Origin of the sequence: Plantactinospora mayteni, assembly GCF_016862935.1 — a bacterium.
GTDB classification, from domain to species: Bacteria; Actinomycetota; Actinomycetes; order Mycobacteriales; family Micromonosporaceae; genus Plantactinospora; species Plantactinospora mayteni.
The window spans coordinates 112397-135558 of sequence record NZ_BONX01000052.1 but is presented as its reverse complement, the minus strand read 5'-3'; the positions used below and the strand labels follow the sequence as shown (position 1 = coordinate 135558).

Here is a 23162-nt window from a genome sequence, read left to right as displayed (position 1 = left end):
ATCTCAGGAACCGACCGCTAGGCCGTACGGTCTGGTTGGCCGGATCGACTGGACTCGTCGCCCCGGGACGGTTGCATCGCGTCGCGGACATCCTGGAGCGACAGCCGGGCCATGTCGTCTCCCCAGCCGTACTTGTTGAACGCGGCTATCGCGGCACCGCCGTACGACGAGAGGCCGTTCGCGGTTGCCTGGCCGAACTTGGCGAGCTCGCTCGTCTGGCTGGCCAACTGGCTGCTGAACGCGGCCATCTCGGTAAACCGGAGGTCCCCGGCTATCGCGCCCATCCCGTTGGCCGCGTTGCCGGCCGACAGGCCCTTCAGGAACGCTTGCGAAGCACTGCCCAGCTTCGCCCCGTAGTCGGCGAGTCTGGTCGTATCCGCCTCAAGGTTGAGGTCATCAGACATCGGGCCACCGCTCCTTCGCCGTTGACGCCCGGATCTGCCCCTCCCTGGTCAGGACCGGATGGGAATGGGACATGCGTGGTGCCTGCGATCCTAACCAGACAGCGCACCTCGGGGGAGTCCCCGAAACGCACCACAGGCGCTCAGTCCACATCGACCCATCCGAACTGGACCAGTCGGGCGCCCTCCCGCCGGGTGGAGAGCCATCCCCGCCCGGCCGGCAGCGGGCCAGGCCGGCGCACACCGCTGATCAGCGGACCCTCCAGCGGGTCGCACGACATCAGGATGGCCGGCGAGCCCAGGTCCCGGAGCCGGGCGAGCACCGGGTCGTAGAAGGCCCGGCTGGCGCCGCCGCTGCGCCGCGCGACGACCACGTGCAGGCCGATCTCCCGTGACTGTGGCAGGAGTTCGTGCAGCACGGCGAGTGGGTTCCGGTCCCCGGCCACCAGGTCGTAGTCGTCCACCAGGACGTACAGGTCGGGTCCGGTCCACCAGTCCCGGGCACGCAGCCGCTCCGGCGTGATCTCCGACCCGGGTAGCCGCTCGCGCAGCGCGCGGGCCGCGTCCCGGATCAGTTCGGTCGCCTGGTTGGCGGAGCTGCCGTACCCGAGGAGGTGCTCCTCGGGCAGCGCGCCGAGCAGGCTGCGTCGGTAGTCGACGGCGATGATCCTCGCCTGCTTCGGCGGCTGGCGATCGGCGACCGCCCGGGCCAGCATTCGCAGGAAGGCCGACTTGCCGCACTCGACGTCACCGATCAGGAAGCAGTGCGGGTCGGCTGTCAGGTCGAGGTGAACCGGGCCGAGGTCCAGCTCGGCTAGGCCGATCGCCGGTCCGGGCCCGTCGGTCGCGGCGGGCAGCACCTCGTACGGCACCATCGGCGGAAGCAGTCGCACCCGGGGTGCCGGATCACCGGACCAGCCCTCCCGGACCCTGACGACCACCTCGTTCAGCGCCGCCGGCAGGTCCGCCACGTCGGAACCGCCGTCCAGCCGGGGCAACGCGGCGAGGAACTGGTGCCGGCTCTGCGTGATGCCCCGCCCCGGCGCCTGCGCCGGCACGTTCGCCGCGGCCCGGCGGTCGACGCTGGAGTCGGACGGATCGCCCAGCCGCAGTTCCAGCCGGGTGCCGAAGGAGTCCCGCAGCGCCGACCGGAGGTCCAGCCAGCGGCCGGCGGTGGCCACCAGGTGCACGCCGTACGACAGTCCCCGACCGGCCAGCGCGATGATCCGCTCGGCCAGGTCCTCGAATTCGTCCCGGATCGTCGCCCAGCCGTCCACCACCAGGAAGACGTCACCGAACCGTTCCTCCGGCAGCTCGCCCGCGCCGCGCATCCGGCGGAGCGTGGCCACGGAGTCGATGCCACGCTCGGTGAAGAGCTGTTCGCGGGCGGCCAGGACGGTCTCCACCTCCGCGATGGTGCGGCGGATCTGGTTCGCGTCCCGGCGGGCCGCCACCCCGCCGACGTGCGGCAGGTCCCGGACCGAGGCGAGCACGCCGCCGCCGAAGTCAAGGCAGTAGATCTGCACGTCGCGCGGGGTGTGGCTGAGCGCGAGGCTGACGATCAGCGTACGCAGCAGGCTGCTCTTGCCGGACTGCGGCGCACCGACCACGACGACGTGGCCACCGGCACCGGAGAGGTTCAGCCAGAGCGGGTCGCGGCGCTGTTCGAACGGGCGGTCCACCACCCCGACCGCCACGCGCAGCGGCTCGGGTTCCCCGCCGTCGAGCAGTTCGCCGAGGCTGGGCGGGGTGGACAGCGGCGGCAACCACACCTGGTGCGCGGGCACGCCGCGCCCGGTCAGACGCTTGGTGAGGATCTCCAGCAGCGTCTCCCCGGCCGGCTCGTCCGGCTCGACGTCGGCCCGCCGCCCGTCGCCCGCACCGCCCTTGTCGGGACCCGCCTGGGCCCGCCGCTCGTCGCCCGAGCCCTGGCCGTCGGGGCCGGCCTCGCCCCGCCGAGCCTCGGCCTCGCTGTCGGCCGGGTCGTCCACCGGGACGTACCCCGAGGTGTAGATCCGGATTCGCTCGTCGCCGGTGGCCGGCTCGGCCGTGCCGGCCCGCCGGTGCGCTCCGGAGACGTACGCGGCCCGGAACCGGACCAGCGGCTCCGTGCCGAACTTGAGGAACCCGTGCCCAGGCGCGCGGGGCAGCTCGTACGCGTCGTTGACGCCGAGCACCGTACGGCTCTCCACCGGCGAGAAGGTACGCAACCCGACCCGGTACGACAGGTGCGTGTCGAGCCCGCGCAGCCGCCCCTCCTCCAACCGTTGGCTGGCCAGCAGCAGATGGACGCCGAGCGACCGGCCCAGCCGTCCGATCTGGACGAACATGTCGATGAAGTCGGGCTTGGCGCTGAGCAGTTCGCTGAACTCGTCGCAGACCACCAGCAGGGTCGGCAGTGGCGCCAGCGGCACCCCGGCCGCCCGGGCCCGCTCGTAGTCACGCTGCGAGACGTAGTTGCCGGCCCTGCGCAGCAGCTCCTGCCGGCGGATCAACTCGCCGTTGATGGCATCGGTCATCCGGTCCACCAGCGGCAGCTCGTCGGCGAGGTTGGTGATCACCGCGCTGGTGTGCGGCAGCCGGTCCAGACTGGCGAAGGTCGCCCCGCCCTTGAAGTCGACGAGCACGAAGTTGAGCGTCTCCGACGAGTTGGTCACCGCCAACGCCAGCACCAGGGTGCGCAGCAACTCCGACTTGCCCGAGCCGGTCGCCCCGATCAGCAGGCCGTGCGGCCCCATCCCGTCCTGTGCCGACTCCTTCAGGTCCAGCTCCACCTTGGCCCCGTCCGGCCCGATCCCGATCGGCACCCGCAGCCGTTCCCGGTGCGGCCGGGGCGCCCAGCCCACCGCCGCGTCGTACTCGTACGGGTCGCCGAGCCCGAGCAGTTCGGCCAGGCCGTGCTCGGCGTTCATCGCCCGGTCCGGCCCGCCCGCACCGGCCAACCGCAGCGGCGCGAGCTGCAACGCCAGGGCCTCCGTGGCGACCAGGCTGAGCGCGTCCGCCCGGCCCAGCGGCTGCTGCGAGGCGTACGTGGTCGCCCGCAACTCGCCGTCGGCGGTCACGTCGAGGACGATGGTGGCCCGGTCCAGGTTGCGTGGCGGCTCGCTGGTGAGGTCGAGGACGGTGGCACCCTCGACGCCGCCGTCGATCAGCAGGTGGTCGGAGCCGGCCGGATCGCCGCCGTCGATCACCACGAGCAGGTGCGCGCCGTCGAACTGCGCCTCGGTGGCCGTCGGGTCGAACCTCGGCCGGTCCGCGACCAGGCTTTCCAGCATCGCCTCCAGCGCGACGACAGTGGGGGCGATCAGGCGTACCGGGCCGAGGGCGTCGGTCGCGGTGGGGTGCAGGGTGTGCGGCAGCCACTTCGCCCACTCCCACTGCGGCCGGGCGGCCCGGCCGGCGCACGCCGCGATGACCAGATCCTCCGGGGCGTGCCAGACGGCGGCCTGGGCGAGGAGGGCCCGGACCAGCGCCCGCACCCGGCGCTGGTCGCCGCGGAGGTAGACCCGGGCGAATCCGCCCAGGGCCAGCACCATCGGCAGCTCCGGCACCCGCCGGTACGCCTCGACGAACCGGTGCAGCGCCAGCGCGCTCACCGGTTCGGCCTTCTCCGCCGGTACGGGCGGCGGCACGGCCAGGGTGGCGGCGAGGTCCCGCGGACCGAGTCCGATCCGGACCTGGCCGAAGTCCGCCTCGGTGTATCGCCGCTCCCAGAGCCGCGCACTGTCGACAAAGGACCACAGGGTGTCCGGGTCCGGGTGCGCGTAGTATTCCGCCGCGAGCTGCCGCCGGATGACCCGACGCACCGATCCCCGTTGCTGGCCGAGCTGGAACAGATACTCGCGGCGCTGCTGCTGCATCTCCTGTTTGCTGGCGCCGGTGGTGAAGGTCGCGAACTGCACCGCGACGATGCCGAGCATCGAGATCCCGAACAGCCCGCCGGTCAGCCAACGGAACGGGTTGCTGCCGCCGCCTCCGGCGAACATCAGCGCGATCGCGGCGGCACCGGCCAGCATCGGCAGCATGATGAGCAGTCGGCTCCACGACCGGCCACCGGGCGGCGGGATCTCCGGTACCGGCTCCAGGACCACCTCGCCCTGCGGATAGGGCGGAGCCAGCCGTCGCGCCGGTCGTCTGCGTACTAGTGTGCCCATGCGGACGCTTTCACCCGGGCATCGTAGGGGATACGGGTCCACGGCGAGAGCGTCGGAAACCTCCGCTGCCGACCGGCTCCCTTGTGAGGCTGCACAATGAACCTTTTTCAACCTGAACCGCGCGGCGCTCACGAACCGCGTCCGACCTTGCGGTCCGACGAACCGCAAGGGGAGGTTGAAAAAGGTTCAATGTCGACGTCGACCACGATCGGTCTCACCCGTATCGTCCTGATGACTCCGAGGCGGCGGGTGGACATGGCCCTGCCCGACCATCTGCCGCTTACCTACCTGCAACCCGCGCTGCTGCGGCACGGCGGCGACGGACTCGCCGAGGACGGCGTGCCGCACGGCGGCTGGGTCGTCCGGCGGCTGGACGGCAGCGTGCTGGAGCCGGTCAAGTCGCTGACCGCGCTCGGGGTCCGGGACGGCGAGGTGCTGCTGCTCTCGCCACGCGACCAGCACTGGCCGGAGCCCGGCTACGACGACCTCGCCGACGGCGTGGCGGAGGGCGCCGCCCGGCAGGGCAGGGTGTGGAACGCGAACTCGACCTTCCGGGCCGGGCTGGCCGCCACCGCCGTCGTGCTCGGTGGCGCGCTGGTCCTGCTCCTGCTGGCCGGACCCGCCCTGGTCCGAACCGGCCAGGTGGCGCTGGCGGTCGCCGCGGTCCTGGTCGGCGCCGGGGCCGCGGTCGCCCGTTGGCGCCGGGAACCCCCGCTGGCCACGCTGCTCGGGACGTACGGGATGGGCTACGCCGCCGTCGGCGGCGCGCTGGTGCCCGGCCCGACGGACCTCGGGGCCGCCCTGGCCCCCTGGCCACTGCTGGTGGGCTCCGCCGCGCTGCTGCTCGCCGCCGCGCTCGGGTTGGCCGGGCTCGACCTGCACCGGCCGGTCTGGTACGCCGGTCTCACCATCGGCCTGCTCGGCGCGATCTGGGCACTGGTCGCCACCGAGGTACGCCCGGCCGCCGCAGCCGCCGGCGTGGCCGCCGGGCTGGTCCTGCTGGCCCCGGTGCTGCCCCGGCTGGCCTCGGCGCAGGGCGGCCTGCCCACCCCGGAGGTACCCCGGCCGGGGCAGGACCTGTCGGAGGTCGCCACGCTGCCGCCGCTGGCCCAGTTGGCGGCGCTGGTGCGGCGGGCGGACGAACTGCTCACCGGCGTGCTCGCCGGAAGCGCCGCGATCCTGACGCTCTGCGTGGCGGTGCTCGTCCGGGAAGCCGACGTCAGCGCGTCCATCCTGGCCGCGCTGGTGGTGCTGATCTGCGCGCTGCGGATGCGCACCTTCGCGGCGGTCCGGCACCGGATCCCGCTCGGGCTCACCGCGCTGGTCGGCGCGCACCTGCTGCTCGGCGCGGGTTGGCTGACCCTCGCCCCGGCGACCCGGGGTGACCTGCTCATCCCGGTCCTGGCCGGGCTGCTCGCGGTCGCCGCCGGTACGTACGGCGTGGCCGCCGCGGCGGTCCGACGCCCGCTCCCGCCCACCCTCGGCCGGGTCGGCGACATCATCGAGATCGTCTGTGTCGTCCTCGCTCCCCTGTTCGCCTGCGCCGTCCTGGGGCTGTTCGGTCTGGCCCGAGGGCTGTTCGGATGAGTGGTACGCACCGGACGGGGACGATGTCGTGCTGACCCGCCGTGATCTCATCCACTCCCGACAGTTCCTGCGCGGGCGGCTCACCGCCGCCCTGATCGCGCAGAAGCCCGACCCGTTGGACTGGCCCGGCCGGCGGCTCGGCGGCGCCACGCTCGCCGCGCTGATGGTGACGGTGATCGCGCTCGCCGCGGTCGGCATCTACGGGAAGTTCTTCCCCAGCGGCAACAAGCGCTGGCAGGCCTGCGACGCGGTCGTCATCGAACGGGAGACCGGCACCAAATACTTTTGCCGGACGGACCTGCGCACCCTGTACCCGGTGGCGAACTACGCCTCGGCCCGGCTGCTGCTGTCCCGGCCCAAGGACCCGTACCAGGTCGCCCGGGCATCGTTGACCTGGCCGAAGGGGCCGCAGGTGGGCATCGCCGGGGCGCCGGACAACCTGCCCGACCCGAAGAAGCTGCGTACCGGTGCCTGGGCCGTCTGCGGTCTGGCCGCCCGCGACGCGGCCGGCTACCCGGTGCCACTCACCCACGTGTACGCGGGTTGGCAGCCGGCCGGTGGCAGCCCGCTCGGCTCGGCCGCGGTGCTGGTGGTGGACCCGACCGGTGCCCGGCACCTGATCTGGTACGGCCGGCGGCACGCCATCCGGGACGACGCCATCGTCACCAACGCGCTGCGGGTCGCGCCGAACCAGGCTCATCCGGTGACGCTCGCCTGGCTCGACGTACTGCCGGCCGGCGCGCCGCTGGGCGCGGTCAAGGTCGCCAACCGGGGGCGGGAGACCGCCTGGCGCAAGGGCACGAAGGTCGGCGAGGTGCTGCTCGACCCGGCTACCCAGCAGCACTACCTGGCGAAGCTGAACAGCGTCGACCGGATCACCGCGTTGCAGGCACGGATCCTGCTGGCCGACCCGGCCTATCCCGGCCCGGCCAACCCGGCTTTGGTCGGCGGCACGCCGTTGACGGTCGACGGGGACCTGCCGACCGGCGGCCTCCTGCCCACCGGGCCACCCCCGACCGTGCTACCGGTCGTAGCGGGTAGCGCGGTGTGCACCTGGGTCGCCGACGCCGGCGACGGGCGAACCGTGACCGTCGGCGTGCCGCTCGTCGGGAACCCGGACACCGCGACCCGCCCGCCGGCCACGGCGGCCGGGGTGCCGCTCGCCGACCACGTGGCGGTGGAGCCGGGGCGGGGCGTGGTGGTGCTGGCAAAGCCGACGCCGGACGCCACCGGCGGCACGTGGTTGCTGGTGACGGACCACGGAATCGCCTATCCGGTGCCGACCACGGAGGTGTTGGGCCAGCTCGGATACCAGGCGACACAGGCGGTTTCGCTCCCCACCGGCCTGATGGCCCGGATACCGCACGGCCCGACCCTGGATCCGGCGGCGGCGACCCGGGCGCCGACGTGAGTCGGTGGAACGTCGCGAATCACGGGGTGGTAACGGCCGGGCGTCCCAGATAGGTGGGACAGTCCGAGGCAATCGTCCACAGTACTCTGGCGTCAGCTCGTCGCGCCGGACGGGACCCAACCAGTGAAGGGAGCGGCCGTGGCAGGCGGCACAGAGGAACTGGTGCAGAACTACCTCGAAGAGATGCGGGAAACCTCCGGTCAGGTGCGCGTCCAGGCCAACCTGATCGAAAGCGAGGTCAAGGGCGCCATCCAGACCGGCACCAGCCAGATGCCCGAGGACTGGATGGGCGCCGGTGGCGCGATGTTCGGCGAGGTCAACACCGGCTACCAGCAGCAGCTCGACCGGATCAGGACGGCTCTGGAAGGGCTCGCCGAACTCCTCAACCGGGTCGCCGAGAAGCACGAGTTCACCGACTCGCAGATCCGAGCCTCGATGATCGACCTGGGTGAGGGCATCCCCGGCACCGCGCTCGACGGCAACACGTCCAGCGGCGTCTACGCCGCCCTGAAGGTTTGATCGGGAGGACCTGTCATGCAGATTCGTATGGTCGGCGCGACCATGACCACGGGCGCCGCCGCGTACGGGCAGGCCATGGAGAACATGAACCAGCGGCTCACCTCCATCGAGAAGCACATCGAGGAGCTGATGACGACCTGGCGGGGCAGCTCCGTACAGGAATACGAGATGCTCCGCGCCGAATGGCGGGACGCCGCGCGCGTCCTGATGGAGATGGGTGGCCAGATCCAGGGCAAGATCAGCGGGTCGCACGCGCTCATGTCCGACGCCGAGAGCGAACTGGTCACGATGATGCGGGCGCACCACATGTAGGGACGGTCCCGCCGCAGCCGGGGGAGGTGTCCGGTCAGTCGTCCTCTCCCCGGACCAGGCGGACCACCGCCTCGTCCACGGTCGGTGCGAAGGGCAGATCGCCCGAGGAGTCACGTCGGTGCACCGCGCCAGACTCGTCCATCACCAGCAGCCGTGCGTCACCGGCCGCGATCTGCCACACCCGAAGGCCGAGCCGCTCCGCGAGGTCCGAATGCGGCGGCGGGACGAGGTCGTCGGGGGTCGGGGTGAACCGATATCCGACGATGGTGAGTCCGCCGAAGTCGGCGGCGCTGGCCCGGGCCGCCGGGAACAGTACCTCGTCGTCGACCCCGTGCCGGCGGCACCAGCTTCCGAGCAGTGCGGAGCCGTCGCGTCCGGGCACCCAGCCGGACAGCCGCAGCATCGTCCGCACGTCGTCCGGGAAGCGGGCCGATCCGGCGCGATGGTTCAGGTAGAGCCGGATCACCTCGTCCACCGGCAGGCACGGCCACAGGGACCACTGACCCGTCGCCCGGTCCAGCACGCCGCGGGCCGCGCCAACCTGGGTCGGCGCCGTATCGCCGACGTGCGTCGAGCGGTCCCAGACGACGTACCCCGCCTCGAACTCGGCGATGCCCGGATCCTCGCTGCCCAGCTCCTGGCGGGCCCATTCCCGGGCCTGCCGCACCGCCTCGACCCGATCGATCACCGATCCTCCCGGACGGCGCGGGACCGCAGCCAGAGCACGGTCAGCACGAACAACGCGGCGACGGCGAGCAGTCCCGCCCACGGGCCGGCCCGTCGCGGCCAGGGCGACTCGATCCGGTCCGGTGGCCGCAGGTCCATCACCACGGGAGGCACCGGAGCCGGTGAGGCGAGCAGGTCGCGCATGGCGCGGTAAGGGTCGACCGCTCCCGGCGCGTTCGGCAGCGGGGTGGCGGTGTTGGCCAGCCGGGTGCGTACCTGGTCCACAGTGGCGCTCGGCGTGGCAGCCCGGACGAGCGCGGCCGTGGCACTCACCACCGGCGCCGCCGCGTCCGTGCCCGCCCAGACGATGTGCCCCGAGCGCGGGGCGGCGGCGAGCACCTCGTCGCCGGGCGCCACCAGGTCCATCTGTGCCCGGATCCCGGCCACGTTCCCTTCCTCGTCGAGCGCGCCGACGGCGATGACCCCCGGATACCCGGCCGGGTACGACGTCGCGCTGCTCCGCGCGTCGCCGGTCGCCGCGACCACCACGGCGTCGCGGCGCAGGGCGTGTTCCACAGCGGCGCGCAGTCGCCCGTGGCTCTCCGGTACGGCCAGCGACACGTTGATGACCCGTGCGCCGTTGTCCGCCGCCCACCGGATCCCGTCCGCCAGGCGTACCGGATCGACGTCCCGGTCGAGGACCGTACGGGCGCAGTCACTTACCCGGACGGGCAGGATCCGTACCCCCGGGGCGAGGCCCATCAGTGCGGTGTTCGGCATCGGCTTGGCGGCGATGATGCTGGCCACCGCGGTGCCGTGTCCGGTGTGGTCGACCGTGGCCCCGGCCCGGTCACGGATCACGTCGTACCCCTTCGCGATCCTGCCGGCGAGCTGCGGATGACTGGTGTTCACACCGGTGTCCACCACCGCGACCGTGATCCCCGCCCCGGTGTGCGGGGCGAGCCGGCCGGGCGCCAGCCAGTGATGCGACCAGGTTGGCTCACGGGCGACAGTCGAGGTGGCGTTCGCCGCGGTGGGACAACCGAGCGTGGCCGGGGCGGCGGCCGGCGGCGCCGGCAGCCCGGTCAGTACGCCGATCAGCGCGACGGCCACGGGAGGGCTGGGCATGTCCAGAGGGTAGCGGCTGCTGATCGGCCTCCAGTACCGTTGTTCCATGACTGTGGACGGTGAGCAGGTCGCCGCGTTGCGAGCCCGAGCCGAACAGCTCACCGCCCAGCTTCGCCAGGCCAGCTCGGCGCTCGGTGACATCTCCACCCGGGTTCAGGCGGTAACCGTGACGGCGACCTCGGCGGACCGCTCGATCACCGCCACCGTTGGTCCGGACGGCCGGTTGCGGCGGCTGGAACTCACCCCGCAGGTCTTCGAGCACGCCGACGCGCGCCAGTTGGCCGAGGAGATCGAGGCGACGATCAGGGTGGCGGCGGAGGAGGCGGAGCGCCGGGTGCTCGACACGTGCAGTCCCTACGTGTCGGAGGAGTCCCTGACCGCCTTCCGCAACAACGACTTCAACGGTGCGATCCGCCGCATGGTCGAACAACTGCCGGGGGAAGACGCGGGCCGGTGAGCGAAAACGGGGTGCTCGATGAGTTACGTGACGCATGTGCCGGACCCGGACGCCGCGCTCACCGCCGCCGGTCGGCTCAACGGCGTGGGCGAGCGGTTGTCGACGGCCATGGCCCGGGCGGTCGCCGCGCTGGACGCGGCGGGCGACCCGTGGGGTAACGACGAGATCGGGCAGGAGTATCGGAACAGCTTCGCCGCCACCGCCGAGTTGAAGGTGGCGCTGACCCGGATCGCCGAGTCGGTGAGCGCGTTCGGCGCCGTCGCGTCGACCAGTGTGGACACTCTGATCGAGGTGGACCTGCGGACGCGGAAGCTGCTCGGCGAAAATGGCCATCGAGCCACCTGACTGGGGTGAGCCCTGGCAGCAGGTGTGGAACCTGCTGGTCTGGCTGTCCACCGGGGGTTCGTCCTGGCCGGAGGCGAACGAGGACCTCGTCCGGCAGTTGGCGCAGGCGTGGCGGGAGGCTGGCGTCGGGCTGAGCCAGACGGTGGCGGAGGCGTCCGCGGAGCGCAACGCCCTGGCCGAGTCCTGGGCCGGGCCGTCCGGGCTGATGTTCCAGGCCGAGTTCAGCAAGGTGGTCGACCAGGCCATGCCGCAACTGGCCGCGTTGACCCAGCAGGTGGCGCAGGCAGCGGACCAGGCCGCGTTGGACATCGAGTACGAGAAGCTCTCGGTCCTGATCGCGGTCATCACCTGCTGCCTGGAGATCTTCGCGATCATCGTGCTGTCGTTCTTCACTTTCGGCGCGGCGCTGGCCGCCGCGGCCGGGCCGATCGGTATCGCCCGCGCCGCGATCAGCGCGGTGTTCCGCTGGCTGCAATCCCGGGCCGCGCAGTCCCTTGGGCAGTTCGTGCTGCGGGCCGCGATCTTCGAGGGTTTGCAGGAGCTGGCCACCGATCTGACCGTGCAGGGTATCCAGGCCCTCAAGGGCACCCGGCCGGAATGGGACGCCGAGAACACCGGCTGGGCGACGTTTGCCGGGATCTTCATCGGGGGGTTGGCGGCCGCTACCGGACCGTTCGCGAACGCACTGGGTCACCGCACCCCGAAGAACCTGCTCGGTGACGCTCTCCGCACCGGAATCGACGGCGCCCACGAGGCGGGGGCGGAGGCACTGGGCGGCGCCGGGGTGAACGGTCTGCGTACCGGTGACTGGAGCATCGACACCGACGGGTTCGTCAACAACGCGGCGGCCGAGGGACTGCACGGCCGACTCGGCCAGGGCCGCGACGACGCGCTCGACAAGTTCGCCAAGACGCCGGCCGTCCCGGCCATTCCGACCCCCAGTTTTCCCCTCAAGCCGCTTCCGGTGCCGGTCGCCCCGACCGGGCCGCCACCCGCGTCGCCCGCGCCGACGGGGGAGCAGGACTCGGGCGGGGTGAGCGCTCCTCCGGTCGGCACGCCCGTCCCGGCACCCCCCGGTGGCTCTGGAAGCGGGCAGCCCAGCGGCCCTGGCCCGGCCCAGCCGAGAACACCCGTCCCCGCCCCGCCCAACCCCTCGGGCGGCGGGCAACCCGCACCGGGCGGGCCGGACGGCTCCGACCCGGCCGGCCCTCCGGCGCAGCCCGGCCAGCCCGCGCAGCCGCAGCCGCAGCCGAGTCAACCCGGCCCCGGCCAGCCCGGCACTCCGGCGCCCACCCAACCCGATCCCCCGACCGCAGGCGACCCCGGCCGTCCCGGGCCGGCACCCGGCGGCGGCGTGGACACACGGCCCACCGCCCCGGATCCGCCGAAGCCACCGCCGCCGGAGCCGGTGCCGCCGGCCCACCCCGACCAGCACCCCGCCACCGGCCGGCAGCAGCCGTCGGCACCGCCCGCCGTCGGACCCGCCTCGACCGGCCCGACCAGCGTCACCCCACCGGCCTCGACCGGACCCACTCCGACAGGTGCACCCGGCCCGACCAGCGTCACCCCGCCGGCTGCCACGGCTGGGGGCTACCTCCCCCCGGCCAGCACCCCGCCAACGTCAACCGGACCGACGCCAACGTCGACCGCCCCCGCCTCCGGGCAGGTCTCGACCACCCCGGTAGGCCAGGCCGGTACGCCCTCGGCGCCCGCCCCGGTCAACCCTGCCCCGGCGAACAGCGGCAACCCCGGGCCGACCAACTCTGGCCCGACGAACCCCGGGCCGACCAACTCTGGCCCGACGAACCCCGGACCGACCAACTCTGGGCCGACGAACCCTGGCCCGGCCAGCACCGGCAGCCCTGGCCCGGCGAACAGCGGCAACCCCGGGCCGGCCGGCAGCGGCAACGGCCCCTCCAGCAGCAACAATGGCCCGGCCGGCAGCCCGACCGGCACGGGCCCGACCACAACCTCGACCGGCACCGACGCCCGGCCAACCCCAGCCCCGATCGCCGCCACCGACCAAGGGCCGACCGCAGCCGCCAGCACCGGTCTGCTCGGCGTGGCCGCCACGGCACACCCCGAGCACCACCTCCCGTACCGCCGACCCGCCGCGCCGGTCACCGACGCGGCCACACCCCCTGGTCCGCTGGCGTACCGGCCCGCCCCCGCCGACGACCTCGACCCCGCCTCGGCCTGGGACGAGCGGGAACTGAGCAGCCGCGTCCCCGTCGACGACGGGCAGCGGACCCCGGTCCGGCACCCCGACCCCCGACACCCCTCCCGGTGGGTCGCCTACCTCAACGACGGCGGCCCCACCCGACCCGGCCGCGCCACCAACTGCACCGACACCGTCCGCGCCTTCCTGTCCACCTGGTACGGCAACCCCAGCGTCTCGGGATCCCTCAACCACGACCTCCCCGGCGGCGTCGCCAACGGCACCACCCGCACCGAACGATGGCTCGGCGGCACATTCACCCACCAGGGCGCCGGCGCCCGCGGCCTCGACACCGTCAGATCCCGCCTGCTGGCCCAGGGCCACGGCGCCGCCACCGTCGTCGTCACCAGTTGGCCGGAGGGCGGCTCCCACATGTGGGCCGCCGTCAACCAGCACGGCACAGTCGTCTGGGTCGAACCACAGAGCGGCGAGATCTCCGACCAGGCGCCCCTCTACCAGCAGAAGACCGACCAGGTGTGGGCACTGCCCCTCAACCCGGATGGCGACCCGACCACGGTGCACCCGGACGCCGATCCGGCGGTGTCCACCCGACCCGAGGAGCCGACCACCCACCACCCGGCGGACGACGCGGACGGCCTCGGACGGACCGTTCCGGACGCGCCCGGGAGTCAGCCCGGTACGGGCAACCAGCCACCGCTGGTGACGGGCCAGAACGCCATCGACGCGGTACGCGCCACCATGCGAGCCATCCCGGCAGGGTTCGATCTGACCGGTGGACACGTGCCCTCCCGGTACGCCGCCGCGATACGTCCCGAGCCCAACGTGGTCAAGATCGTCCTGACCAGTTCCCGCGGCCCGGACGGCGGAGAGGTGAACCTCGGTACCGCCCGGATGAGCGGGCGTGACTTCGCCGAGGCCGCGAAGGCACTGCGTACCGAACTCAAGCTGGACAGCGGCCAGATCGTCCTGGTGTCGAACTACTCGGGGATCGGCCTCCCGGGGCAGCCGTCCCTCGCCTCCGTGCTCGCCAGGACGCTGGGGAAGGACGTCGTCGGCGCCAGCGCGAAGGTGTGGACCTACCCGGACGGCAGCGTGGTGGTGGCCGAGCCCGAGCGCGGCACGCCCCACCGGCCGAAGAAGCGACCGGACGGAAGCTGGCGCACCTTCGACCCGTCCGGCCGGCTCGGCACCTCCACCAGGTCCACGGAACGGACCGCGAGGCCGCTGCCGCCGGACCTGAGGGGCGACCGACGGACCGACGACGACCAGGTGGGCACCTACCGGGACTCGCAGAACCGGCTGCACCGGCGCGGCGATCCACCTGGCAGCTTCCGGGACGACGCGACCGGGCGGCTGCACCACGACCAGGACGACGTCAAGAGAACGTACCGCGACGACCGCACCTTCCGGCTCGTGTCGGCATCGACCAACCAGCGGATCCCGGATCCGCTCCTCGCCCGTACCAAGCCGGTCCAGCACCCGGTCATGGCCGGGACGCCCGGACCGAAGCAGCGGCTCGCCGATCCGGCCACGGTGACCCGGACGGTGGCGGAGCGCAGGAAGGCCGGAAGCGAGACGCCCCGGACGGCGGCCCGGCACATCCTCGCGGCGGACTTCGGCATCAGCGGTGACGCCCAGCTGACCCAGGGCGTCTCCGGGGAGCGCTGGCCGGGCGAGTTCGCGGTCGCCGGGTTCGACCCGGACAACCAGCGACTGGTGGTGCTGGAAACCGAATCACCGAGCCGCCGGGATCTGCTGGCGGACGGCAGCATCGCCGAGCAGGGCAGCCCAGCGCATATCCGGCACGTGCTGCGGAGCAGCCGCCGGTTGCACGAGCACCTGCGGAACCATCCACACCTGAGGGACGCGCTGCACCGGGCGCTGGCGCGCGGCGAACTGACGGTGCAGGCGTACCGGGTGGAGGTGAAGGTCTCCCCGCCGCCCGCGCATCCGGCATCCGGCACGCCCGCCCAGGAGAAGGTCGACGTAACCAGGACCCCGATCGATCTGACCGGACTGGACCTGACCGGCGTCGCCGACTGGTTGCCGCCCCGGTCGACCGACGTGGACGGCCGACTCGCCGAACGGCTGAACGACGTGCTCCAGCAGCAGGTTGTCGGTGCGTTGCGCGGTGTGCCCGGGATCCGGGACATCTCGCCACCGACGACCCCCGGAGTCGTCGAGGTCCGGCCCGAGGTCGGGGCGCCCTACCAGCTCGACCTGCGCACCGCGGCTCAGGGACCGGGCGACGCCTTCGCACTCCAGCTCGACCAGCACCGGAAGCACGAGCTGACGTTCTTCCATGACCAGCTCGACGACCTGAATCGGGCTGACCTGGCACTGACCGTGACCCAGGCGGTCCTGCACGTCAACGCGCGGGTCAGCCGGGCCGACACGTCCAGGCCGACGATGGTGCAGATCACTCCCACGGTGCCGGCCCTGGCAGACCAGCCGCCCGGCCGCCGTCCCGCGCTGACCGACTCGGACGTGGGACGCCTCGGCGAGTTCGAGGCATTGGCCCACCTCGCCTCGTCGGCGCCGACCGGACCCGATCAGATCCGGTTCAGGGCCAGGATCCGCGACTTCGTCGAGCGGTACGGGCTTCGCGAGGGCTTCCCCGGCGCGGAGGACCGCCAACGGCTGGCGCGGGAACATCTGTCCCCCGCGGCGCAACGGACGTTGACCGAGGAGGCGCGCTGGGAGTTCAGCTCAGATCCCGCCGTCGCGGTTACCCGGAGTGTTCTCCAGACCGGCCTCCTGAACGACAGCACCCGGATCAAGCCGGTGCCCGGGGGACGGGGCGCCCTCTTCCAGGTGGAGCCGGAGGGATGGGCCAAGAAGGGACAGGCGCCGTTCACGATCGAAGTCCGGTCCGCTCCCTCCACCACGCGGGGCAGCTCGGCCCCGCAGAGCTTCTCCATCGAGAACACGTCGGTGGACCGGCACTTCACCCTGGTCGTGGACCCCAACCTGGTGGACCGTACGGGTGCGACGCCGAGGTTGCCCCGAGGGCTGTCGCATCTCCGGAACGAGTTGCGGGCGAGCCTCACGAGAAAGATCGATGAACAGGGTGTCCGGCCTGCGGAGGTGTCCCGCCGCCTGCGGGACAAGGCCCTGGTGAGCGTGCCGACCGTCACCGGCACCCTCACGATGCTCTGGGTCGCGGACGCTGTCGGCGTTCCCGCGATGGCCGTCAAGACCGCAGTGATCGGCGCGGCGGAGGTGGCCGGTCAGGAGGCCCTCGCCGCTGACGGTAAGCGCGACAAGCTGAGCGGTGAGCACGCTCGTCAACTCGCCCTGCGGGCCGACCGCGGGAAGCTTGACACCGGCGACGGCCTACGCGACCTGGTGGACCGCGGCTTCGACGAGGCAGTCGAACTGGCCGCCGGTACGGTCGGCAGGCCGGACCTGGTCAGTCGTCCATCGGCCCAGCCGACGCCCGCACCGGCTCCGACACCACCTCCGATCGACCCGAAACAGGCCACGGACCTCCGGAGGCGTCTCCGCACGGCGATCGAGAAGCTCGACGCCGAGCTGAAGGCGGACCCCAAGGTGGCGAAGGAGGACAAGCACCTCCGCCGGGTCCGGCACCGCGGCGATGACGAGCGGTACCGGTTCAAGATCGCGGGTGAGGGTAACGACGCCCGGGTCCGGGTCGAGGTCGTGCACACCGACGACCCGACGAAGATCGAGGTGGAGTTCGCCGAGAGCGAGGTCGTCCTCCGGGTACCGCCGGACCTTCGCCACCTCCCGGACGACAAGTTCGAGGAGGTAGCCCGGGAAGCGGTCAAGGAGGTGGCGGACCGCCAGGAGAAGATCAGCCAGGGCGAGGCCGGGATCGCCGGCCACGTGGAGAAGGCCGTGACCAGCACCGTCACCAGCGTCTCGCCAACCGTGCCAGCGGGAGAACAGGTCCGGGAAAACCTCGGAGTCGCCACCGGCATCTCAGCCACCGTCCGCTCGGCGGTGCAGGCCGGAATCGACCGCGCCGCCGGGCGCCGTGAGAAGGATCTGGAAGACCGGCGGGAGAACCACGACACGAAGCACACCAGCCGGCTGCCCGCCGCCGATCGGCGATCGGTGGCCAATCAGATCGTCGCGCTGGTCCGGGGCGGTGAGTCGGTCACCCGGGCGATCGACGTGGCCGTCGGCGGGACCAGACCGGCCGCCAGCACGGGGAGGTTCCCAGGACTCGCGCCGGCCAAGCTTGCCGTGACGAGGGGCGTCAACGAGGTCAACCGAGGGCTTGAGCATCGCTTGGACCGTGATCTCGACGCGGAGAGGCGCAGGTCACGAGAGGGAAACACCGACACCTGGGTCTACCGGTCGGATCGGTTCGGCATCAAGCGGGACGTGACGCTCTCCCTCACCTTCGCCGACACCGTCGAGGGTGACCGGCCTCTGGTGCCGGTGACCCGCCGGCTCAAGCGAGGCCATTTCGAGTTCACCGTCAACACCAAGGCTGCGCCGGAGGAGATCGAGCGGTGGCTGCGACACGCCTGCGACAACATCCTCTTCGACCGGCAGCAGACACTGCCGGCACGTCGCCGGATGTTGGAGGACGTCATGCCCGCCGGCGTCGGCCTGGCCGGTGCGGCGGCGCTCGCTGCCGTCAGCGGACCGTGGATCGGGGCCCTGGCCGGCATCACCGCGACCGGACACCTGGTGACCCGGTGGAATGCCCGGTACCACGACATGCGGAAGAACGACATTTCGCTGCGGAAGGAATTCGACGTCAAGGACGACGACGTGTCCCCACAGGACCTGCGGCGGGCGCTCGCCGAGCAGCGCGCGGCAGTACGGGACCTGGAGGACCACGTACGGCGGATCGAGGAGCGACTGACCCAGGACGGCCGAACCAAGCCGCAGGTGGAGGCGCTGGCCGCCGAGCTGGGCCGGGTTCCGGATCACCGCCTGCCCGACGATGTCGCCGGCAGGGTGGCGGCGTTCCGGGACCTGCCGCGCAACGGGCGCGTCGAGCCCGTTCCAGACAGCGATCACACGTTCCGGGTTCTCTTCCGGGGCGTCAAGGGACGGCCGGAGATGCTCACGTTCGAGTTGGGCACCGGCCAGACCGACGGCAACACGCTGATGGCGTACCGGGTGAACTCCGATGTGACCCACATGCTCCGGGTCGATCCGACCGGCTCGCCCGACGACATCGCAACCGGCGTGCGTGCCTGGCTTGAGCAGGAGATGGACCGGGTCGGCGCGGCGCCGGCGGGCCTGCCCAGCGCCCGCGCCCGGCTGACGAAGTTCGCCGGCACGATAACCACGCAGGCGGCGGGCACCATCGCTGCCGCGGCGGCCGGTACGGTCTCCAACCCCGTCGCCTCCGCCGCGCAGGTGGTGACCTTCATCGCCGCCCAGGAGGCATCCAACCTCTCGTACGATGGCAACGAGACGCTCGTCTCCCAGGCCCGAAAAGAGCTGCGCAAACGTACCCTCGGCACGGCGCCCGAGGAGCAGTTGGCGGTCTTCGCCTTCGACACCGACCACCTGAGGAGGCGGACCGTTACGATCTTCCACCGACTACAGCAGTTGGAGCGGATCGGTGAGAGCCTGCCTGAGGCGGACCGGCCGCCACCGTTCCAGGCCGGGCCGCTGACCCTGCCGGACCGTCCACTACCGCTCGGGGACTGAGGTGGTCGCGAACCCCACCCCGCCCGGGTCCGGCACCCCGGTGGAAGCGCGGACGCTCGCCGAGGCGTACGCCTTCGTCGAGCTGAGCCTGCCGCCCGGCGACGAGTGGATCGACTTCGACCGCTTCACCAGCCTGCACCGGTTCGGCGACACCTATCTTCTCCGCTTCGACGGGCCGTACGAGGACCAACACCACACGGTCGAGGTGTCCGTACCCGTGCCCTCCGCCGAGGCCCGGGAGGAGTCGCGCCTGCGCTACGGGGACGGCAGGTCGACGCTGATCGACGCCGGGCAGTGGTGCCTGCTGGAGCTTGCCAACGCCGGCATGGCCCACACCGGGCTGGCCCAACTCGACGGGGCGCCACCGGACGACGGGACGTACCGGGCGATCTTCGGCGCCTGGGACGCCGCGCGGGCGGCGGCGGACGAGGTGGCGAAGTTCCTCTCACCACCGGTCGACGGCGGCCCGGCGGAGGACGACGAAGTGCCGGCCACGGCGTTCTGGACCGACCTCGGGCGGCTGCTGAGGGCCGAGCAACCCGAGCTGTTCCGCCGATCCCGGCTCGACACGGTCCGCGCCGAGTACCGCCGCCAACTGGACGACGTCGTCGCCCGGTTCGACCGGCCGGATTCGCTCGCCGACCAGGAGGCTCCGCCGACCGGTGCGGAGGCCGCCGAGGCGACGGCCGACGGCGAGCCGATCCGGGTACGCACCCTCGCCGAGGCCCATCTCTACCTGGACCTGCACCCGTGCGTGTGCGGCTGCGCGTCCTTCCCCCGCGGGCAGATGGAGATCCTTCAGGACGACGAGGCGGGAATCCTGGTCCGCTATGCCGGATCCTGCGACGACTGCGCCCGGCAGCGCGCGGTCACCATGCGTCTTCCCCAGCGGTCCGGCGTCGTGCCGGACTCGCCCTACCGGTTCAGCTACCCGGAGGACGGACCGTCCGAGGTGATCGACGCCGGCCAGTGGCTGGACGTCGCGGACGACTACCGCACGGTGCTCGACCTGCTCGGCGTCCCGGCCGACCCGGACGAGGAGCCGGCACGCCGGGAGGAGCAGCCGGCACGGGAGGAGCCGTCACGCCCGGACGGGGCGCAGGCATCTTCGGGCGGGGAGCCGGCCCGCCTGACGGGGGTCGAGGACGGGGAGCCGGCGGGCACCGACGACGGGAAGGTGGCCGACCACACGCGGGCCGACCGGGAGCCCGCGGGCACCGATGACGAGGCGGTGGTTCGGTTGCTCGTCGGCGCCGCGAGCGCGATCGAGGAGGCGCTGAAGTTCATCCCGCCCGGTGCCGACCGGGTTCCGGCCGACGCGGTCCGTACGGCCTCCGGCCACCGGCGCTACCAGCTTGACCCCGACCGGTTCGACCGGGAACGGTTGACCGCCGAGCGGGACCGATGCTGGCGTCGGGTGGAGAGTTTCCTGGCGCGCTATGGTCGGTGACATGCCGCCGCTCGCGCACAGCACCGAGGAGATCGAGCTTTACCTGCGGTTACACCCCTGCGAGTGCGGCGAGTCGGAGCCAGGCGGCAGCAGTGTGCGTCGAGTGGACGGTGGCTGGGTCGTCCGGTATTCGGAGGACTGCGCCGGCTGCGGCCGTCCGCGCCTGCTGGAGTTCCGCCTGCCCGAACTGGCCGGTGCGCTCTCCGGGGCGGTGTGGTCGGACAGCGCCGACCCGTCGGAACTGCTTGACGCCGGGGAGTGGTGCTGGGTCGCCGACAGTTTCGGCGGCGGACCAGCCGACCTGACCGGACTGTCGGAGGACGAGCGCGTACGGGTCCGGGTCGACCGCCGAGCCGCAGCCGCCGCTCTGGACGAGGTGCTGAAGTTCGTCCCGGAGGGCGCCGACCAGGTCCCGGAGTCGGCGTTCTGGTCGGACCGGGGCCGCGCGGTCCGGGAGCGGGACCCGGACCGGTTCAGCCGGCTGCGGCTGGCGGCGAGCCGGGCGGCGTACCGCCGGTTGCTGGCCGAGGCGGAGCAGGTGACGGGGGTAGCCAGGAGGCCCGGCGACCGGCCGCGGTTCTCCGGAGCCGTGCCTCCCAGGGACGGTGCCGGGCGTGTGGCGCTCCCCGACCGGCTGCTGGCGGAGGCCGAACGGGCAGCGGTGGCCGGCTACCTTCGTGGGGCGCCGATGGTCCTGGCCTGCTGGGGCCTTGACCCGGACCCGTTCGACCCGGCGCAGCCTGAGGTGGTGCCGGCGCACCTGCGCAGCGATGGTCACTGGGTCTGGTCGGAGTCGCTGGCCTACTTCGCCGAGCGGTACGGCGTACCACCCGAACCCGAACTGCTCGCGCACATCGAGGAACAGGACTACGAGTGGCCGGTCGACCTGGACGACGAGGTGCTGGACCGGGTGGTCCGGGCGTTGCGCGATGAGGGCTCCGAAGCCGGTTTGGTGACCGAAACCTCAGCCTGACCGGGTTACGAGGGCGAAGTCGTCCAGGGTGATCAGTTGCAGCTCCTCGGCCGACGGCACCCGCCGTAACTGGCGTAGCCGTTGGGCCTGGGTCTTGCGCATACCCTCGAAGAGCTTGCGCGCGTCCCGGGCGTTGCCGAAGTCCTTGTTCCGGCGGACGGTCTGGAAATGGCTCCGGGCCGCGACCACCAACTCCGGGCCCAGGGCGTACTCGTGGTTCTCGGCCATGGTGACGAGGATCTCGGCCAGCTCGGCGGCGGTGTAGTTCTCGAACTCGATGGCCCGGCTGAACCGCGAGGCGAGCCCCGGGTTGGCGGCCAGGAAGTCGGCCATCTCGTCGGTGTAGCCGGCGACGATCACCACGATCTCGTGGCGGTGGTCCTCCATCAGCTTGACCAGCGTGTCGATCGCCTCCTGACCGAAGTCGCCGCCGGAGCCGAACGTGCGGGACAGGGTGTACGCCTCGTCGATGAAGAGCACCCCGCCCAGCGCCGCCTCGAACGCGGCCGAGGTCTTCTCGGCGGTGTGGCCGAGGTACTGGCCGACCAGATCCCGCCGGCTCACCTCGCGGAATCCACCCCTGGGCAGCACGCCGAGCGCGGCGAGGAGCTGGCCGTAGATCCGGGCGACGGTGGTCTTTCCGGTGCCGGGAGCGCCAGCGAAGATCAGGTGGTTGCTGCTCGGCGTGACGGAGAGGCCGCCGCTGCGCCGCCACTCGTTGACCTGGATCTCGTCGATGATCGCCCGTACCTCGGCCTTCACCCCGGGCAGGCCGATCAGCCGGTCCAGCTCGGCGGTGAGTTCCTCGATCCGCTGTGGATCGCTCCGGACCGCCGGTACGTCACCCGCGCCGACCGAGCGGGGTAGGCCACGTTGGCTGGCGGTCACCCGGGCGGTCGCGCCGGGATCGAGCTGGATGCCCGGTGCGGCGGTGCGTTCGGTATGACAGTCCTCGACCAGCCCGCCGCAGCCGGGGCCGATGGTGATGCCCTGCCCGCGTACGTCGTGTACCCGGCAGCGCCGCAGGGTCGGGGAGCTGCCCTGGGCGACCGCGATACCCACCCCGGAACTGGCCACCTCGCAGTTCTCCAGTACGGGACGGGCATAGTCGTAGACGTAGATGCCGCGGTAGCCGCACCCGGCGACCGTACAGTTGCGGATCGTCGGATCGGCGGAGCGGATGAGCAGCCCGTCCTCGACGATGTTGGTGATCTCGCATCCGACCGCCGTGCCGGCGCAGTTGTCCCAGAGGATGCCGCGCTGGGCGTTGGTGACCCGGACCCGGGTGAACTCGAACTCGCTGTGCGAGCCCACCTGGATCGCCACGGCCCGGCCGGCGGAGACCTCGGTGTCGACCACCCGGATGGTGCCGCCGAAGACCACCACGGCCGGGGCGTCACCCGCGGCCAGCACGAGTTCGCGCAGCTCGACGGTGGCGTCTCGGCACTCCAGGATGGACTCGTCGGCCTGGCGGGCGCGGATGGTGACCGACCCGGGCCCTCCGGTGACCCCGATGACCACGCTCCGCTGCTTGATGCGTAGGTGTTCCAGATATTCCCCTGGGGTCACCAGAATGGTGGCACCGTCCGGCGCCCCGTCGAGCGCGTCCGCGATGGAGGGGTACGCGTCGGACTGGGTGGCCGAAACCAGCAGGGTGTGCGTCATCGCTCCGTGGGGGTCGGGGAACCGGCGGCGGATCGGTAGAGCCGTGCCGACCTTATCGCACCCGAGTCCGATCCAGATCAGGTCGGCATGCCGGGCGAGTACGTTGCCATCCCGGCCCTGGTCGGCCGGTGTCCTTCTTGGACGACGAGGCGAGGGTGACGATGGTTCCATCCGGTGCATGGACGATGTCGCCGTACCCCCACTGTGATTTCGCTGCGGGCTTCAGCATGCTGGCACCGGCCTCACGCTGGCGCCGGCCTCCATTGCGGTGT

14 protein-coding genes are annotated in these 23162 nt (G+C 72.3%); 9 read left to right on the top strand and 5 right to left on the bottom strand.

All coding sequences use genetic code 11. The features are described 5' to 3' along the window. Positions 1 to 17: 17 nt before the first annotated feature. Together Pma05_RS34230 and eccCa are read right to left on the bottom strand one after the other, a co-directional pair. Positions 18 to 404, bottom strand: coding sequence for a hypothetical protein (locus tag Pma05_RS34230; protein WP_203861665.1), 387 nt, complete (start codon positions 402 to 404; stop codon positions 18 to 20). Between the two features lie 140 nt (positions 405 to 544). Then, positions 545 to 4555 (bottom strand): type VII secretion protein EccCa, encoded by a 4011-nt coding sequence (eccCa, locus tag Pma05_RS34225; protein ID WP_203861664.1) that lies wholly within the window; start codon positions 4553 to 4555, stop codon positions 545 to 547. Between the two features lie 96 nt (positions 4556 to 4651). On the opposite strand from eccCa, the gene eccD reads away from it, so the two are divergent. The 4 genes from eccD to Pma05_RS34205 all read left to right on the top strand — a co-directional run bounded on the left by eccD (position 4652) and on the right by Pma05_RS34205 (position 8384). Then, the gene (eccD, locus tag Pma05_RS34220) at positions 4652 to 6142 is read left to right on the top strand and encodes a type VII secretion integral membrane protein EccD (RefSeq protein ID WP_307836978.1); all 1491 of its coding nucleotides are present in this window, start codon (positions 4652 to 4654) and stop codon (positions 6140 to 6142) included. A gap of 28 nt (positions 6143 to 6170) precedes the next feature. Continuing rightward, positions 6171 to 7553 (top strand): type VII secretion protein EccB, encoded by a 1383-nt coding sequence (gene eccB, locus Pma05_RS34215; protein WP_203861662.1) that lies wholly within the window; start codon positions 6171 to 6173, stop codon positions 7551 to 7553. Positions 7554 to 7691: 138 nt separating this feature from the next. Further along, positions 7692 to 8072, top strand: coding sequence for a WXG100 family type VII secretion target (locus tag Pma05_RS34210; protein ID WP_203861661.1), 381 nt, complete (start codon positions 7692 to 7694; stop codon positions 8070 to 8072). Positions 8073 to 8087: 15 nt separating this feature from the next. Continuing rightward, on the top strand, positions 8088 to 8384 hold the full coding sequence (locus Pma05_RS34205; protein ID WP_203861660.1) for a WXG100 family type VII secretion target: 297 nt from the start codon (positions 8088 to 8090) through the stop codon (positions 8382 to 8384). A gap of 34 nt (positions 8385 to 8418) precedes the next feature. Here the strand turns inward: Pma05_RS34205 and Pma05_RS34200 are convergent, their stop codons facing one another. Both Pma05_RS34200 and Pma05_RS34195 read right to left on the bottom strand, forming a co-directional pair. Then, positions 8419 to 9072 carry an SUKH-4 family immunity protein gene (locus tag Pma05_RS34200; RefSeq protein ID WP_203861659.1) on the bottom strand — a complete coding sequence of 218 codons (654 nt, stop codon included), beginning with the start codon at positions 9070 to 9072 and terminating at the stop codon, positions 8419 to 8421. After that, positions 9069 to 10178 (bottom strand): S8 family serine peptidase, encoded by a 1110-nt coding sequence (locus Pma05_RS34195; protein WP_203861658.1) that lies wholly within the window; start codon positions 10176 to 10178, stop codon positions 9069 to 9071. Before Pma05_RS34195 ends, Pma05_RS34200 begins: the two co-directional genes overlap by 4 nt. A gap of 46 nt (positions 10179 to 10224) precedes the next feature. Here Pma05_RS34195 and Pma05_RS34190 point away from each other — a divergent pair, with 46 nt between their 5' ends. The 5 genes from Pma05_RS34190 to Pma05_RS34170 are packed head-to-tail and all read left to right on the top strand — an operon-like array spanning position 10225 to position 21225. Beyond that, complete coding sequence (locus Pma05_RS34190; RefSeq protein WP_203861657.1) at positions 10225 to 10635, top strand: YbaB/EbfC family nucleoid-associated protein; 411 nt, start codon at positions 10225 to 10227, stop codon at positions 10633 to 10635. Between the two features lie 18 nt (positions 10636 to 10653). Continuing rightward, positions 10654 to 10980 carry a PE domain-containing protein gene (locus Pma05_RS34185; protein WP_203861656.1) on the top strand — a complete coding sequence of 109 codons (327 nt, stop codon included), beginning with the start codon at positions 10654 to 10656 and terminating at the stop codon, positions 10978 to 10980. Next, positions 10961 to 18802, top strand: coding sequence for a toxin glutamine deamidase domain-containing protein (locus tag Pma05_RS34180; RefSeq protein WP_203861655.1), 7842 nt, complete (start codon positions 10961 to 10963; stop codon positions 18800 to 18802). The genes Pma05_RS34185 and Pma05_RS34180 overlap by 20 nt, the downstream gene beginning before the upstream one ends. A gap of 1 nt (position 18803) precedes the next feature. Next, positions 18804 to 20252, top strand: a complete 1449-nt coding sequence (locus Pma05_RS34175) for a hypothetical protein (RefSeq protein ID WP_203861654.1) — start codon at positions 18804 to 18806, stop codon at positions 20250 to 20252. Between the two features lies 1 nt (position 20253). Beyond that, positions 20254 to 21225 carry a hypothetical protein gene (locus tag Pma05_RS34170; RefSeq protein WP_203861653.1) on the top strand — a complete coding sequence of 324 codons (972 nt, stop codon included), beginning with the start codon at positions 20254 to 20256 and terminating at the stop codon, positions 21223 to 21225. Here Pma05_RS34170 and Pma05_RS34165 read toward each other — a convergent pair. Continuing rightward, on the bottom strand, positions 21217 to 22890 hold the full coding sequence (locus Pma05_RS34165; protein ID WP_203861652.1) for a right-handed parallel beta-helix repeat-containing protein: 1674 nt from the start codon (positions 22888 to 22890) through the stop codon (positions 21217 to 21219). The two genes, Pma05_RS34170 and Pma05_RS34165, sit on opposite strands and share 9 nt — an antisense overlap. Positions 22891 to 23162: the final 272 nt, after the last annotated feature.

Bases quoted from the DNA above. Each gene is read 5' to 3' on its own strand.
- Pma05_RS34230 (WP_203861665.1), bottom strand. From the start codon at position 404: ATGTCTGATGACCTCAACCTTGAGGCGGATACGACCAGACTCGCCGAC.
- eccCa (WP_203861664.1), bottom strand. From the start codon at position 4,555: ATGGGCACACTAGTACGCAGACGACCGGCGCGACGGCTGGCTCCGCCC.
- eccD (WP_307836978.1), top strand. From the start codon at position 4,652: ATGAACCTTTTTCAACCTGAACCGCGCGGCGCTCACGAACCGCGTCCG.
- Pma05_RS34205 (WP_203861660.1), top strand. From the start codon at position 8,088: ATGCAGATTCGTATGGTCGGCGCGACCATGACCACGGGCGCCGCCGCG.
- Pma05_RS34195 (WP_203861658.1), bottom strand. From the start codon at position 10,178: ATGCCCAGCCCTCCCGTGGCCGTCGCGCTGATCGGCGTACTGACCGGG.
- Pma05_RS34190 (WP_203861657.1), top strand. From the start codon at position 10,225: ATGACTGTGGACGGTGAGCAGGTCGCCGCGTTGCGAGCCCGAGCCGAA.
- Pma05_RS34185 (WP_203861656.1), top strand. From the start codon at position 10,654: ATGAGTTACGTGACGCATGTGCCGGACCCGGACGCCGCGCTCACCGCC.
- Pma05_RS34180 (WP_203861655.1), top strand. From the start codon at position 10,961: ATGGCCATCGAGCCACCTGACTGGGGTGAGCCCTGGCAGCAGGTGTGG.
- Pma05_RS34170 (WP_203861653.1), top strand. From the start codon at position 20,254: ATGCCGCCGCTCGCGCACAGCACCGAGGAGATCGAGCTTTACCTGCGG.
- Pma05_RS34165 (WP_203861652.1), bottom strand. From the start codon at position 22,890: ATGACGCACACCCTGCTGGTTTCGGCCACCCAGTCCGACGCGTACCCC.